The organism is Acidobacteriota bacterium, from assembly GCA_033549365.1.
Lineage (GTDB): Bacteria > Acidobacteriota > Aminicenantia > Aminicenantales > Saccharicenantaceae > JAWSUF01.
This window is the reverse complement of record JAWSUF010000001.1, coordinates 95455-110999: the sequence shown is the minus strand read 5'-3', so window position 1 is coordinate 110999 and position 15545 is coordinate 95455. Positions and strand designations below refer to the sequence as shown.

Here is a 15545-nt window from a genome sequence, read left to right as displayed (position 1 = left end):
GATGCGGGTGTTTTTGATCTCTACGGCCTTGAGCTTGGCCTGTCCGGCGGCCCGGCTCTCCCGGTCGATGAAAAAGAGGACCTTGTCGCCGGCGGCCAGGCCGGAGAATAGGAATCCACGCGGTCGTTCGTGAGTTCCGTAATCTCCCCGGTTTCGATCTGGAGAAGCATGATCTGGGAGTATTGGTTGCCGGCGGACCGGACGAAGGCAAGCCAGCGGCTGTCCGGTGACCAGACCAAGTCGCGGAACATGCCGTTCGGAGAAAAGGCCGCTTTGTCCAGGCGCTTGGAGGCGATGTCGAAAACCCAGAGCTGCTGGTCCTTGTCGGCGAAGGCCAGGCGGCGTCCGTCGGGCGAGGGAAGACCGTCGAATCTGAGAACTTCGGCGCCCGAAGTGAGTTGTTCCGTTTGTCCCACGCCGTCGGCCGGAGCGCGGTGGAATTCCCACTCTCCGGATTGGTCGGAGAGAACGATCAGGGTTTTCCCATCCGGGAAGAACCGGGCGCTGCGGGCCCGGATGCCGTCCGAACGGGTGACACGGACGAAGCGGCCGTCCCCGACCGGAGCCGTGAAAACATGGCCGCGCGAGACCAGGGCCACCCGGTCTCCGGTGGGCGAAAGCCGGGCCGATGTCAGATAGTCCAGGGGATTCGCGACCCAGCGCTCCCGCATCTGGTCGAAATCGGAGGGGAGGACGACCTCGATTTCCCGGTCCGTCCGGGAGGAGATGTCGTAGACATGGAGGTCGGAGACGAGCTGATAGACGATCCGTCCGTCGTGGAGGGACGGGGAGCTGACGTCGAATTCCTTGTGAAAGGTCAGTTGTTCGGGATTTTCGCCGCCTCGATCCATCGACCAGAGATTCATGATGCCGTCGCGGTCCGTTGCGAAATAAATCCGCCCGTTCCAGACCATGGGATTCTTGCTGGTGCCGGGATAGTCGGATGTCAGGGGAACGGCTTCGTTCCCCGCATCGAATTTCCAGAGATTCTGGACCGTTCCACCCTGGTATCGCTTGGTATAACTTCCCTGGAAGGGGAGGCGCGTGAAATAGAGCGGCCCCTCCGGTGTTTCGAAGGATCCGTCTGCCGCCTGATCGAGGGGGACGATGGTCTCGGCGTTCGTCTTCGGGTTGAGGATGACGAGCCGGGTGTTGGGCAGAGTCGAATATCGCTGCGTCGCGTAGAGGATTTTGCCGTCCGGAGTCCACCCGACTACGGTCGATGACTGGCCGCCGAATGTGTGCCGGACGGGAAGACCCCCGGCCAGGGGCATGGTATAGACTTCGGTCGGCCCTTCATACTGGGCGGAGAAGGCCAGTGTGGCGCCGTCGGGAGAAACGGCGGGATGGGATTCCAGGCCGTGGTGGGTGGTCAGGCGGCGGGCCGCTCCGCCCTGAATGTCGACGGACCAGAGATCGCCCTCCGAGACGAAGACGACGGTGTTCTTGTGCACGGCGGGGTATCGGTAATAGCCGTTCCGGCCTCCGGCGGAATCCGCCGCGGCGGGGATCAGAAGGCTTCCTCCGAACATGGCGATGAATGTGATTACGAGAATTTTTTTCATGATCGTCTCCTGTTTTGCCCGGGCGCCGGCCATCAGGCTGTGATCGCGGGATTAAAACCTTCCCGAATATTTAAGCATGAGGTCGCCGGAGAGTTTCCAATAGGCGGCGACGGCCTTTTCGGCCTGGTCTTGGGAGTATCGCGTGAGAAGCTCGCGGGCTTTTTTCGGGTCCTTTTTGTAGAGGTCCAGAGCCTTCTCTTCGAAGGCGGCCTGGCCGGCGTACGCGGCATCCTCGATCTCCCGCCAGACTTTTTCAATATCCTTGGACATTTCCTGGTATCGGAAAAGGGCCAGCTTGCTTACGGTCCGGAAGGCCCACCAGGCGCACTTCCGGTTGTACTCCCACCGGCCGTCGACCATGTAAGATGCGGGCATTTGGGAAATCCCGATGTAAAACGGCGTGTGCGGTGTCGTCGCCGGATTGTCGTAACCGATCCAGACCACGCCTCCGATCGGGTCCGGCAGCCATTCCCGGGACTGAGTGATCTGGAGATAGGTCGCGGCCGGCGAACAGATCGTCCGCTCCCGGCGGACTCGGAGAAGCTCACGCAGGTCGTTGTTCATGAAGGGAGAGGCGACCGGACTCGTGACGGTTTCGCCCTTGCGGTTGACGGCCGTCAGGGTCCGGGTCATGTCGTAGTCGGTCCCGCCGTAGGTGTCGCGGAAAATCGCCCGAAGGTCGGCGACGCCGACTTTTTTTTCGGGCTTGACGGAGAAGGGGTAATTTTCGGATTCAGGGTGGAGCTTGAGCGAGGGGGCAAGCAGGCTCAAAACCCGCCACTCGCGGCGGCGGCAGGCCAGGCTTGTCCGGGAATCCGGGGCGTAGGCGTAACAGAACTCGAACGGTTCGCCGCTGTTCTTGGACCAGAACCCCAACTCCTCGGCCAGGGAAAAGACATTGTCCGAGGCCATGAAAAATTCCGGGTTCGAAAGGTCGATCTGCCGGATTCTTGCGGCGTTTGCGGACATGCCGATCTCGTCGTCCGGAACGCGTTGGGCCGCCCAGACGGCGCCTTTTTTGAATCGCCCCGGTCCGAAGATTTCGAAGTGCCAGACCTCCCGGGTGTCGGCGAATGTGAAGCATTCCCCCCAGTCGTTGTAGCCGAAAGTCTTGGTCAGTTCGTCGGCGATACGGATGGCCTCGCGGGCCGTCTTAGCCCGCTCGAGAATCAGGCGGTAGAGTTCAGGGGCGTCGATGATCCCTTCGGTGCTTACGAGCTCACGGCGTCCTCCGATCGTTGTTTCCCCGATCGCAAGCTGGTGTTCGTTCATGATGGGGTAGGCCGCGTCCAGAAAAGCATAGGTTTCCTGAACCTGGGGAATTTCTCCGGCGACGACGCGGTCGGGGTCGTCGGGACGCTTGGTCCGCTTGGGATCCGCATAAAGCTTGGCCACGGATCCCGCTTTGTGTTTCATGTTGGGGACGATGGCCATCCAGGTCCGGTCCGTCCCGGAATCGCAGGAATGGGAGGTCATGGTTGAGCCGTCGACGGAAGCGAGACGACCAACCAGGATGCTGGTGCATGATTCGGATTCGAAGGAGCGGCCCTCATGGACATCCGCATCCGGAGCGCCCTGAAGGAACGACAGGACCAATACGGTCGCTGCCGCGAAGAGGAAAAGAGGGAGTCTCATTCGACGCATGGCAGGTCTCCTTTTACTTAATTATATTATAATCAATAATATCCAGCAGCCAGAGCAGCGGAGCAGCGCGCTAAAAGAGGCGGAGGACGGACAGGATGTCGGCGGACGGCGGGGAACGGCGGGGAAGGGCCGCGGCATTTTCGCTTTCTCCGTAATATTCGAGAACAAGGGCCCCGAAATAATTGTGGGTTGTCTGATCGTGACCCCGGGCGAGGGTGTATTCATAAACGGCGCGTCGCCTTTCCTCGGCTTTGTCCTTCAAGCCCATCCTGTCGAAACACAGGGCGGCCAGATAATCCTGAAGCCGGACATCGGGATGGAAAGGCGCACCTGTTCCCAAACGCTCCGGGTATTCCTTGGAGGCATCCAGGCGCTCGACCGCCTCCGCCCATCGGCCGGACCGCATGGCTGCGAGACCCAACTGGATATAGGTGCGGACATAAAGGCTGTGAACTTCGCGGGCGCCCTCGTATGGCAGGATGTGGAGGGTTTCAAGAACTCCGGCGGCCTCGCCGTAGCGGCCCAAATTCATGAGCGACTTGACGAGTTCAGCCTGAAGAGGGGATACGCCGGGAAACCGCTCGACGGCGGTTCGGGCGGCTTCCAGAGCGTCCCTGTGACGCCCGAATGACCGGAGGTGATGAATGAGGGCCTGCCGGTTGCGCCAGGCCCCCTCGTCCAGTTTCACGGCTTTTTCGAAGTCGGCCAGAGCCCGGGCGGGATCCGTATCGGCCCGCAACTGGCCACGGGATACAAAAAGCGGTGCGTAATCCGAGGCATCACAGAGATCGAACAGGCGCGAGGCCTCTTCGAGACGGTCTTTTCCCCAGAGAATGAGACCGAGATAATAACGCGGCTTCCAGTCGTCCGGCCGGCGTTCGGCCGCCCATTCGAAGACGGGAATGGACTCTTCGCGGAAAGGAAAGACGAGTTGAGGGGAAAGGGAAAAGGCTTTTTCAAGAAGAACGGCGCTTTGCGCCGAATCCGTATCCCTGAGAAGCCAGGACAGCCACACAAGGAGGGTGGGGTGTCTCGGCGCCAGTTTAAGAAGAGTGACGGCGTCTTCGGGACAGCCCATGTCCGTGTATTGGACAGCCATTTCCAGGTAGGTTTCATGGGGGAATTCGTTCCGGATCATGTCCCGGAATTCCTCGAGCCGGCTCTCCCGGGGATCGATTAAATAACGCTCGAAACGGGCCTGGTGATTGAGAGGTTCGATTTCGAGCAGACGGCGCTGGGCGCGGCGCGCCCCGTCAATATCGGCCGCTTTCCGGCGCCCTGCGGCCAGAATCTCCCAGGCGGCGCTGTTATGGGCGTTGGATTCGATGGCCCGCTCCGCGTATTCCCGGGACAGATCCAAATTTCTTTCGAGAAGCGAGATGGCGGCCAGCCGGCTGTAGGCGGCCGAGCGATATTCCATCGATCGGGCCGCCCATCCGTAGGTTTCCTTGGCGTCAATGATGTGTCCGACGCGCCGGGAGATCGTCCCATAGGCGAAATTGGCCGCCGGATCATACATGCTGATTTCGAGCGCCTTCGACGCGTAGCCGAGCGCCTTTTCGTATTCCCCTCTTCGGCAGAAAATTTCGGCAATCCGGGTCAAAGCGGGCACATGATGGGGTTCCCGATCGAGACAGGAGAGATAGGCGTTTAGAGCGCCGGCCGGGTCCCGCTCTTTTTCAAGGCGCGTCCCCTCCATGAATCGGGATTCGGCCGTAACGCCGCCGGGAAGGCTGAATTTCAGCGGGCGGCCGATATCCAATGCCGCCGGATCGCCGTGGAAGACCAGCTTGTCGCCCAGCGAGACGACCGTATCCGTGCCGAAGTCGCCGGACACGGTTTTCATCCAGGTTTCCGCCGTCTTCAAACGGACGCGTTCCCGGTGGACGGTGCGGCCGCTTTTGGTGACGACGAGATCCTCATTGACCGCCTGAAGGGCGAAAAGTCCGAGATGAAGGCCGCCGGCCCGGGCCTCAACGGAAAGAACGGCATGCGGCGAGGCTTTGGCCAGGGGACCGATGCCCCGGTAGGGAAACCAGATTTCACGCCAGCGGTCGGCGACCAGAGGTTTGAAGAATTCATGGTCGGACTGGTTGAGCAGGCGGCCGGATTGAGGCTCGGTATACTGTCCGTCGCTGTCGGTCAGGAGATCGACCCAGATCTCTCCCGACGGCGAATGATCCCAGATCCAGATTTTTTTCCCCGGCATATCATTGTAAAGCGCCCAGCGGCCGAAGCCGAAATCCGAATTTTCATACCAGCCCCCGAAGAAGTCTTCGTAGGTGCCGACGGTGAAGTAACTCTTGGGGCCGCCGAAAGCGTTGTTCCGGTACCAGGACAGGTCGCGGCCTTCCCGATCGACGGGCCAGGGTTCGAGAGGAACGTCATAGTCGTGTCCAATGTGCCGGCGGCCGGGAAAAACGTATTTCAGGTCGTCGGCCGTGCGGACGGCGGCGCACATCCAGGCGTAATACGACTGGTTGTAGGGCGTGGGGTTGAACCACGAGGAGCGGGTTTCGAAATACGCCTTATCCGGAGGAAGAGAGATGGTGACGCTCCAGCGGGTGCGGGATGGGAGATCCATGGTTCCGACCACGCAGGATACTCCTCCGTCGGGCTCCCGACGGAGGAGATAGTCCACCGGGGTCGCCGTCGACGGAGCGTGGCCGACGATACCGAAGTTGAATTCGATGCCGCCCGATGTCCAGGGGCCGCGGAGGGCGATTTCGCGGAATTTCACGACATGATTGGTGTAGAGAAATTCGAGTCCCGTTTTTTTATCCACGGCGCCCCGGACCTTGCCCCCGATTTCGGGGAGAACGGAGACCGCAATATGGGGATTTTCCAGGCGGACGACCGTCCATGGGGAATCCGTAGCGGTTCCGGTGAACGTGTTGAAAAAGAAATAGGGATAGAGCCGGGCGCCCCGCCCCCACATCGGCGAACGGGCGAAGATGGGAACGGGATCGGGATCGGCGAAAGGATAGGTCCGGATGGTTTCGCGCCGTTCCGAAATATGGGCGGTTCCCGTGTCTCCGAAATCCCGGCAGGCGGAAGAAGTGAGAGCGGAAGAGATCAAAACCGCGGCGAGGAAGACCTTGGGAAAGGCGGCGTTCACTTTTCCGTCAGCTCGAGATAAATGGTTTCGACCAGGCTCGGCCAGCGGCGTCCGGGCGCTTCTTCGATGCCGAAGGCGGTCTTGACTTCGTTGAGGCTCCGTCCCTCATCGACCAGGGCTTTCACCTTGGCCTGCTTCTCTTCCATGGCGGAAATGAGGCCTACAACATCCGTTCGCCCCAGAGGATCGGCGTGTCCCGAAAGAAAGATCTCAACCGTCGGGGAGAGATCGAGCAGGGCCCGAAGGGTCTTGACGTAGCCGAAGGAATTTCCGTTTTTGTGCCTGTGGATGAGAGGATCGCGGCCGACAAACAGCAGGTCGCCGACGAAGACGGCCTCTTCCCGGGGAAACCAGACGACGAGATCTCCGCTTGTATGGGCCGGTCCGAAATAGGCCAGGTCGATCCGCCCGTCTTCCTCTTGATAGAGGGTCAGGAGATCCTGATCGACGGTGATATTCGGGATATAATCCCTGAGGGCCGGGAGATCTGCGGCGGCCTTTTCCATATCAGCCCTGCAGATTTCATGAGCGATGATGTCCAGTCCCTTGGGAAATCCGGGCAATCCGTTGATGTGATCGCCGTCGCTGTGGGTGATGATGACGGTCGTCAGCGGAGCGGAAGTCAGCTCGGCGATCTCGGCCAGCATCGCGGCCGCCGAATCCGCGGTCATCTTTGCGTCGACGGCGAAAACGGCCGTCTTCGTGATGTAAAAAGCGGTATTGGCTCCGGACCCCCCTCTGACAAGATAGAGACCGTCCCGGATCTGTTCCGCGGCGACCGGCGGCATCTGCGGCCTTTCCTGACCGGCCTGCATTTGAGATACGATTCCAAATGCGACGGCGATTAAAAGAACCGCGGCCGCAAGGGTCCATGCGGTCAAACGGATTTTCATTTCCAGACCTCCTTGACAAGATTCAGGATTGGATATTCGGGGCGTGGACCCCGATAAAGGAAAGATCGGATCGGGAAGAGAAAGCATCAGGGACGATGGAACCGGCGTATCGACGGACCAGACAGGCATCGCTGAAGATTATGCCTTTTGAACACGCCGGCTGTCAATGCAACCGGTGTCATCCCGCGAAATCCGAAGTGCCGTGCGGGAGCGGTAAAGACCGCTCATAAGACAGAGGCGGAAAGGCGAAAAAACGGGGTTCCCCGGTTCAGGCCGGGGAACCCCTCTGTCTTAAAGATTGGTTTCCGCGACGGTCTTGGTGACGACGTTGACCGTCTTTTCGAGCATGGCCTTTTCTTCATCGGTCAGCTTGATCTCGTAGATCTTCTCCATGCCCTTGGCCGAGATCAAGGCCGGTACGCCGATGAACAGGCCCTTGACTCCGTATTCGCCTTCGCAAAGGACTGCGCAGGGGAGAATGCGTTTTTTGTCCTTGAGGTAGGACTCGGCGATGACGATGGCGCTCCAGGCAGGACTGAAGAATGCGGAGCCCTTGCCGAAGAGCTTGACGATTTCGGTTCCGGCCTCGCGAGTCCGGGTGACGAGCTTGTCGATCTGCTCCTGGGTTGCGATCTCGTTGAGCGGGACGCCGCCGACGGTCGTCAGCCGGGGCAGGGGAACCATGTCGGGTCCGTGGCCGCCGAGCACCGTGCCGGCGATGTCGCAGACCGACACTCCAAGCTCCATTCCGATGAAGGCGCGCCAGCGGGCCGTGTCCAGCGTTCCAGCCATGCCGATGACCTGGTGGCGGGGGAACCCGGTCAGCTTGGAGAAAGCGTAGACCATGGCATCGAGAGGATTGGTGAGGACGATGCAGAAAGCTTTGGGGGCGTGTTCTTTGACGCCTGCGGCCACCGTCTTGATGATGTCCAGGTTGACGGCCAAAAGATCCTCACGGGTCATTCCAGCCTGACGAGGTTTCCCCGCCGTCACAATGACGACATCGGCCCCTGCGACGTCCTTGTAGTCGGATGTGCCGACGATGTTGGCGTCATAGTTGCCGTGGGGGGCCATTTCCATCAGGTCAAGGGCCTTGCCCTTGGCAGGATTTTCAAATTCGGGAATCTCGAGAACGACGATGTCTCCGAGTTCCTTCTGGGCGGCCAGCATGGCCAGAATCTGGCCGATCTGTCCTCCGCCGATGAGAGCGATTTTCTTTCTCATGCGTGAACCTCCTTCGTGGGATTTGTTGCCGTTGTTTTGGAAAACTTATTCTATAACGAACCCCATCTCGAAATCAACTCCGGGGTTTTACGTGATAACGCCGGTGTTGTGAAAAGGGAGGCATAAAAAGTGTTGTCACGTACAACCCCGGAGCCTGAGTTTTTGACAAATCGGGAAGATGGGTTTATACAGAGAAGTGTCCACAGAGGACGAAATTTCCGGTTCGGCGCCGTGGTCCGGCCGGAGCCGGAGAGTTTCCGGCTCAGAATTGCCCGGCGTCCGGCCTTCAAAGGAGATCATGATGCTGGATGCCTATTTTCAACATGAAGCCGAACGCCTCCGTCAGGGAATCCCCCCCCTTCCCCTGAACCCGGAACAGACGGCTGAAGTTTGCCGCGGGCTCGAAAAACCCGAACCGGCAAGTGAACGTCTTCTCCTCGGTCTTTTGCGGGACAGGATCCCTCCCGGAGTGGATCCGGCGGCACAGGTCAAGGCCGAATGGCTGGCTGCCGTGGCCCGCGGGAAAAAGAACTCGCCCGCGGTCTCGAAAAAGGAGGCCGTTTTTCTGCTCGGGACCATGCTCGGCGGCACAAACGTCGAACCACTTGTCACCCTTCTCGACGATGAAGAGCTTGGAGAGGATGCGGCCGCGGCCCTGAAAAACGTCGTTCTCGTCTACGGAGCCTTCGACGCCGTCGTCGAAAAATCCCGGACGAACCCGCGGGCGAAAAGCGTTCTCCAATCCTGGGCGGATGGAGAGTGGTTTCTTTCGCGTCCGGCTCTTCCCGATCAAATCGAAGGCCGGATCTTCAAAGTCGAAGGCGAAATCAACACCGATGATTTTTCTCCGGCCAGGCATGCCTGGAGCCGCCCGGATATCCCGCTTCATGCCCTCTCCATGGGCGAGACGCGTTTTCCCGAAGGGATCGAAACCATCCGCAAGTTCCGTGAGGAAGGGCATCGCGTCATTTTTGCCGGAGATGTCGTGGGGACCGGGTCCTCGCGAAAATCCGCCTGCAACTCCCTGATGTGGCATATCGGTGAAGACATCCCCTTTGTCCCGAACAAGAGGAGGGGAGGCGTTGTTCTGGGCGGCCTGATCGCCCCCATCTTTTTCAATACGACGGAGGATTCCGGCGGTCTGCCCCTGATGTGCAAGGCCGGGGGGTTGAAAACGGGAGACGCCGTTGTCGTCGACACCCATGCGAGAGTGATTCGCGATGCCGCCGGGGCGGAGCGGGCGCAATTTGAAATCAAACCCGCAACCCTGCCCGATGAGTTCCGGGCCGGCGGCCGGCTCAACCTCATCATCGGGCGCCGGCTGACGAACGAGGCCCGCAAAGCGCTGGGTCTCGATCCCTCGGATATCTTCATTCCCGTCGACAACCCCCGTCCCGCATCCGGACAGGGCTACAGCCTTGCCCAAAAGATTGTCGGCCGGGCCTGTGGTCTCGAAGGCGTCCTTCCCGGAACGGCCTGCGAACCCAGGATGACGACCGTGGGATCCCAGGACACGACCGGGCCCATGACCGCCGATGAACTCAAGGAACTGGCCTGTCTCGAATTTCAGGCGGACCTGTTCATGCAGTCTTTCTGCCATACGGCGGCCTATCCCAAACCGGCCGATGTCCGGATGCACGGCCATCTCGCGGCTTTTGTGATCGAGAGAAAAGGCGTCGCCCTCAAACCGGGAGACGGGGTCATTCACTCCTGGCTCAACCGCCTGATTCTTCCCGACACGCTCGGGACGGGCGGCGATTCCCATACACGTTTCCCGATGGGCCTCAGCTTCCCGGCCGGGTCCGGGCTGGTCGCCTTCGCCGGCGCCCTGGGATTCATGCCGCTCGACATGCCGGAGTCGGTGCTCGTCCGATTCAAGGGCCGCCTCAACCCCGGGATCACCCTTCGCGATGTCGTGAACGCCATCCCCTGGTTTGCGATACAAAAGGGTTTGCTCACGGTCGCCAAAAAAGGCAAGACCAACATTTTCAACGGCCGTGTTCTCGAGATGGAAGGTCTGGAAGACCTGACCGTCGAGCAGACCTATGAGTTGACCGATGCCACGGCCGAGAGATCCGCCGCAGGGGGCACAATTGCGCTTTCGGAAGCGCGAACGGCCGAGTTTCTGCGGAGTAACATCGCTCTCATGGAACGGATGATTGCGGAGGGCTACCGTGACGCCGGAACGCTCCGGCGCCGGATCGAAGCCTGCCTCCGCTGGTTGGAGGCACCGTCCCTTCTCCGGCGGGACAACAGCGCCTCCTACGCCGCTGTTTTGGACATCGACCTGGCCGACATCCGGGAACCCATCCTGGCCTGTCCGAACGATCCGGACGACGTCAAACTTCTGTCCGAAGTCGCCGGAAACAAGGTCGACGAGGTCTTTATCGGTTCATGCATGACCAACATCGGACACTTCAGGGCGGCCGCCCGGATTTTCGACAGGGCCGGATATCTCCCGGTCAATCTCTGGATCACGCCGCCGACCAAGATGGACGCCGCGCAGCTCATGCGCGAAGGCCTCTATTCCGTATTTTCCGCGGCCGGAGCCCGGACGGAAATCCCGGGCTGCTCTCTCTGCATGGGCAACCAGGCGCGCGTCCGCCCGAAAACGACCGTGGTTTCGACTTCGACCCGGAATTTCGACGACAGGATGGGCGACGGGGCCGGGGTTTATCTGGGATCGGCGGAAGTGGCCGCCGTGGCCGCCCTCAAGGGCGTTCTGCCGACTCCGGAGGAATACTTCGCCGTCATGCGGGAAAAAATACAGCCGCATGAGGCCGAAATCTATCAGTATCTATCGTTCGACAAAATGGGCGATTTCAACCTCGGCTATATCCCGTGAAGGAGAACAGGTCATGATTCGACTTGACGATCGCAAAGTCCTGATCACCGGCGGCTCACGGGGCATCGGGCGTTCGGCGGCCCGATTTTTCGCCGCGGCGGGTTGCGACGTGGCCCTGACATACCTCCGGGACCAGGAGGCTGCGGAGAGCGTTCTCCGGGATATCGAAAAGACCGGACGCCGGGGTCTCGTTTTCAAAGCCGATACCGCATCCCGAACCGAACTGGAAGGTGCGGTCGCAGGAACGCTTGAATCCTGGGGGGGACTGGATATCCTGGTCAACAACGCCGGCATCTGGACGTATCTTGAAATGGGAGATATGGACGAAGCGGTTTACCGTGAGACCATGGCCGCGAACCTCGACGGCGTTTTCTATGCCGTGAACGCCGTCGTTCCGTCCATGAAAAAGGCCCGCCGCGGCGCCATCATCAATGTCACCTCGACGGCCGGTGTCCGGGGAGAGGCGTTCCACTCCCATTATGCGGCTTCCAAAGGCGCCCTCCATGCCTTGACGAAATCTCTGGCCGTGGAACTGGCCCCTCACGGCATCCGGGTCAACTGCGTCGCTCCGGGCTGGGTGGACACCGATATGAGCGCCGGCGTCTTCTCCGATCATGATTTCCGCGAAAAAGTCCGTCTCTCCATTCCTCTGCGCCGTATTCCTGATCCGGATGATATTGCAGGGCCCATTCTGTTTCTGGCATCCGATCTGGCCGTCCATATAACGGGCGAGATCCTGAACGTCAACGGAGGATCCGTCCTCTGCGGCGGTTGAGGCGGGAAAAAAGAGCTTGACATCTTTTTTCCGCTTGTGTTAGTAATTGAAGAGATTATGCCTGGAAACAAACACCTTTCTATCATTATCGTTCCTCATACGAAAACGAACTGCCGGACTCTGGCTTTTTCCAGAAGACGGCTGAGAGTGTTGATCGGCGCCTCGATTCTCTTCGGTGTGGTCTTATCCGCCGTCTTGATCGACTATTTTTCCATGTCGTCTCTCAGAAACCGACACAAGCAGTTGAATATCGAAATGGCCGAGCAGAGCGACCGGCTGGAAAGTTACGAAAGCTACGTCAAGAACCTCAAGGGGACCATTGCCAGCTACGAAAACTATGCCAAAAAACTGAATATCATGGCCGGTCTGAAATCCCCCGACATCATCGGTGATGAGGCCGGTCTGGGGGGCGGCGGCCCCGATTCCCTCGGCGAACCCGACCCCGTTCCGGCGCAGAATCTTTCGCTGGCCGCCGTCCAGAATCTGGCGCAGAAAGCCTCGAGCGTCGAAAACAATCTCGGGACACTGGTCAACTTTTTTGAAAGCCAGGCCGCAAGGCTGGCATCCACCCCGACCATCTGGCCCACCGCCGGGTGGCTCTCTTCGCCCTTTGGATACCGCGCCGATCCGTTCACGGGCAAACGCACATTTCACTACGGAATCGATATCGCCACCAATCACGGCAATCCCGTTGTGGCGACCGCCGACGGCATCGTCGTCCGGGCGGCTTTTGACAAGATGTTGGGGAACAATGTCGTCCTCAGCCACACGGGCGGCATCACAACGACCTACGGACACCTCAGCCGGATGAATGTCAAAGCCGGGCAAAAAGTCAAAAGAGGCGATCTGATCGGTGCGATAGGGAAGACGGGCAAAGCTCTCGGCCCCCATGTCCATTACGAAGTCAAGGTGGACGGACGAGCCGTCAACCCCTACAACTACATCCTCGAGGAATAGTCCTCGATTCGGAATTCTTCAAGACCAACACAACGTGCATCGGACTCTTTTGTCTCAGGAGTTATTTGTCCAACGGCACGATTTTGATCTCCCGGATGGATAAAATTCGGGCCGGACTTGAGGAAATATCATAAAGCGTCAGAAAAACCGATTTGGCTGTTCCGGAGCCGTTGAAAACGGACGACTCGAAAGATCTTTGTTCTCCGGACTTCAAGTCCTTCAGAAGCTTCTGATCGATCAACTCTTCTTCCAGATGAACCCGCAGGAGAGCAAAAGCGATGTCGGCGGGGTCGTCGTTTCGGACGGTTCCCTGCAACAGGAGATGCTCCGCCGCCGGCGCGTCGATGCGTCCCGCATCCGCAGGGAGGAGTTCTCCGTCCAGTTTTCTGGCGCCGGACAGGGACAATTCGATTTCCGGGGGTTTGATGGAGGCGGGATCGACCGTGACGAAATAGCGGATGGCCGGAATCTCAAATTCGACTTCGGGCTGAAAAATGGCCAGAGTGACCTCGTGAAGTCCCGGGAGAAAAGCGGGCAGCCCGGGAATCGGCCCGGAATCGATGGTGATGGACTCAGCGAACGACAGGGCTTGTGAGACCGCTCGAAACGGCGCACCGTTGATAAGCCATTGGGCGATCAGAATGCCTGTTCCCTCATATTTGATTTCGGCGAAGGCCTGAAGTCCCAGGTCATTCTTGGGGACGACCTTGTAGGGCTTGCCGTCGGAAAAACGCAGACTGATGAAGGAAATCTTAAAAAGAGATCTCGGTCCTTCGCGCGGAAACACGGTCAGGGGGACGGTGGTCTCCACGATCACGCCGCGCCGGGAATCGGAGGCCGCAACCCGGATGGGTCCTTCCCGGTTGAATGTATGGATAATTTCGTGTCCTGCCTCGAAAGGGAGCGTCCCGTCTCCCAAATCCCAGAGGACTCGTGGAGAAATGAAATTGACCGCACGGAGAATTGTGGGTTCCCCCACCCGCGGTTGAGGCGGAGAAACGGCGATCATGCGGGCGGGAAGGATCTGAACCGGCAGGGAAGCCGTCTCTTCGGATCCCCCGCCGTCATAGGCACGGACAAAGTAGGTCCCAGGATTCCGATAGGTGTGGGCGATTTCCGGCGGTTGCATGTCATTCACGATGGTTCCGTCCCCGAAGTCCCATCGGATCAGGATTGTCGAAAAAAAGTTGATTGCCCGGAAGGTCACGGGCTCATCCGGCCTTGGGTCTTCGGGATGAAAAGCCAGGGATGCCGGCGGATGGACGCGAACGGAGATCGAGGCGGTTACGGTTCGTCTGTCGCCGTCATAAGCCTGGACGAAATATTGTCCGGCGTTTTGGTAAGTATGGGTGACTGAGGGCGTGGGGGCCGTTTGGATCGTGCCGTCGCCGAAATCCCAGCGGATCGACGCCGAAATGAATCCCTGGGCATGGAAGGTGACCGGTTTTCCAGCGCGCGGCATCTCGGGATCGAAGCTCAGCGAGGCCGGAAGATGGACACGAAGACTGATTGAAGCCGTCAGGGCCGCACCGCCGTCGTCGTAGGCTCGGACAAGATAGGTTCCGGGGTTTCTATAGACATGAGTCATCGTGGGCGGTGGTCCGCTTTGGATCGTGCCGTCGCCGAAATCCCAGCGGATGGTCGTTTTGGAAAAAAATTCGTGGGCTTGAAAAGTCACCAGTTCCCCGGTTCGGGGATTTTCCGGTTCGTAGCCGATGCTCGGCGGCCCGTAAACCCGGATTTGGACGGAGGCCGTCACGGTCGTCCCGCCGTCGTCATAGGCCCGAACAAGATAGGTTCCGGGATTTTGATAAGCGTGAGTGATCGAAGCGGGCGGAGCGCTTTGGACCGTGCCGTCGCCGAAATCCCAGCGGATGGTCGTTTTCGACTGGAAATTCACCGCTTGAAAAGTCACGTTTTCCTTGATGCGGGGTTGGGCCGGCGTGTAGGTGATGGTCGTCGCAGGCATTTGAACCTGGACTTGGGCATAGAAGGTGTGGTTGGAGTTTCCTCCAAAATCCACCGCTCTGACAGTATAGAGACCCGGCGATGAGTATGTGTGAGTGTCCAATTTGGATCCGATGCGGATCGTACCGTCGCCGAAATCCCACCGGACCTGAGTCCCAAGAAAGTTCACCGCCTGAAAGTTCACGGATGCTCCGGCCAGGGGACTGGATGGGGAAAACTCGACCCTCCGTCTTTCCTGGACGGTTACCGTTGTTTGAACGGACTCGAATTCTTGCGTACTGGCCACAACCGTATAGGTGCCTGCCTGTGTGTAGGCATAGACAACCGGCGTGTAGGATTCCATGAAGTCACCGTTTCCAAAAGACCAATAGACTTTTGGACTCGTTGTGTAAGAGACATAAGTGAATGTGATGTTTTCCTCGACGTTGGGATTTGTCGGGAGATGACTGATGCTTTGAGCTTGAGCTGAGATGATGATCAGAAGGCCGGCCAGGAAAATGACGCTGACTCGCTGGCCGATTCGCACGAATTTTTGATTGTTCTTCATCTTGGTTTT

9 protein-coding genes are annotated in these 15545 nt (G+C 59.2%); 3 read left to right on the top strand and 6 right to left on the bottom strand.

Going from position 1 to position 15545, the window contains the following annotated elements:
- Window positions 1–20 precede the first annotated feature (20 nt).
- From SCM96_00470 to mdh, 5 genes are all read right to left on the bottom strand, one after another.
- On the bottom strand, window positions 21–1565 hold the full coding sequence (locus SCM96_00470) for a hypothetical protein (GenBank protein ID MDW7759096.1): 1545 nt from the start codon (window positions 1563–1565) through the stop codon (window positions 21–23).
- A 51-nt stretch (window positions 1566–1616) separates the two neighbouring features.
- Window positions 1617–3209, bottom strand: coding sequence for a C69 family dipeptidase (locus SCM96_00465; protein MDW7759095.1), 1593 nt, complete (start codon window positions 3207–3209; stop codon window positions 1617–1619).
- 70 nt (window positions 3210–3279) lie between these two features.
- Window positions 3280–6327, bottom strand: coding sequence for a DUF5107 domain-containing protein (locus SCM96_00460; protein ID MDW7759094.1), 3048 nt, complete (start codon window positions 6325–6327; stop codon window positions 3280–3282).
- Window positions 6324–7220: an MBL fold metallo-hydrolase gene (locus tag SCM96_00455; GenBank protein ID MDW7759093.1), complete on the bottom strand. Its 897-nt coding sequence runs from the start codon at window positions 7218–7220 to the stop codon at window positions 6324–6326. Before SCM96_00455 ends, SCM96_00460 begins: the two co-directional genes overlap by 4 nt.
- Before the next feature lie 291 nt (window positions 7221–7511).
- Window positions 7512–8444 (bottom strand): malate dehydrogenase, encoded by a 933-nt coding sequence (gene mdh, locus SCM96_00450; GenBank protein MDW7759092.1) that lies wholly within the window; start codon window positions 8442–8444, stop codon window positions 7512–7514.
- A gap of 301 nt (window positions 8445–8745) precedes the next feature.
- Here mdh and SCM96_00445 point away from each other — a divergent pair, with 301 nt between their 5' ends.
- From SCM96_00445 to SCM96_00435, 3 genes are read left to right on the top strand one after another with little or no spacing between them, the layout of a single operon-like run.
- Window positions 8746–11289, top strand: coding sequence for a bifunctional aconitate hydratase 2/2-methylisocitrate dehydratase (locus tag SCM96_00445; protein ID MDW7759091.1), 2544 nt, complete (start codon window positions 8746–8748; stop codon window positions 11287–11289).
- A 13-nt stretch (window positions 11290–11302) separates the two neighbouring features.
- Complete coding sequence (locus SCM96_00440) at window positions 11303–12064, top strand: SDR family NAD(P)-dependent oxidoreductase (GenBank protein MDW7759090.1); 762 nt, start codon at window positions 11303–11305, stop codon at window positions 12062–12064.
- 57 nt (window positions 12065–12121) lie between these two features.
- Entirely contained in the window at window positions 12122–13021 is a 900-nt protein-coding gene (locus SCM96_00435) for a peptidoglycan DD-metalloendopeptidase family protein (GenBank protein MDW7759089.1), read from the top strand.
- 61 nt (window positions 13022–13082) lie between these two features.
- On the opposite strand, the gene SCM96_00430 is transcribed toward SCM96_00435, so the two are convergent.
- Window positions 13083–15536, bottom strand: coding sequence for a PKD domain-containing protein (locus SCM96_00430; protein MDW7759088.1), 2454 nt, complete (start codon window positions 15534–15536; stop codon window positions 13083–13085).
- Window positions 15537–15545: the final 9 nt, after the last annotated feature.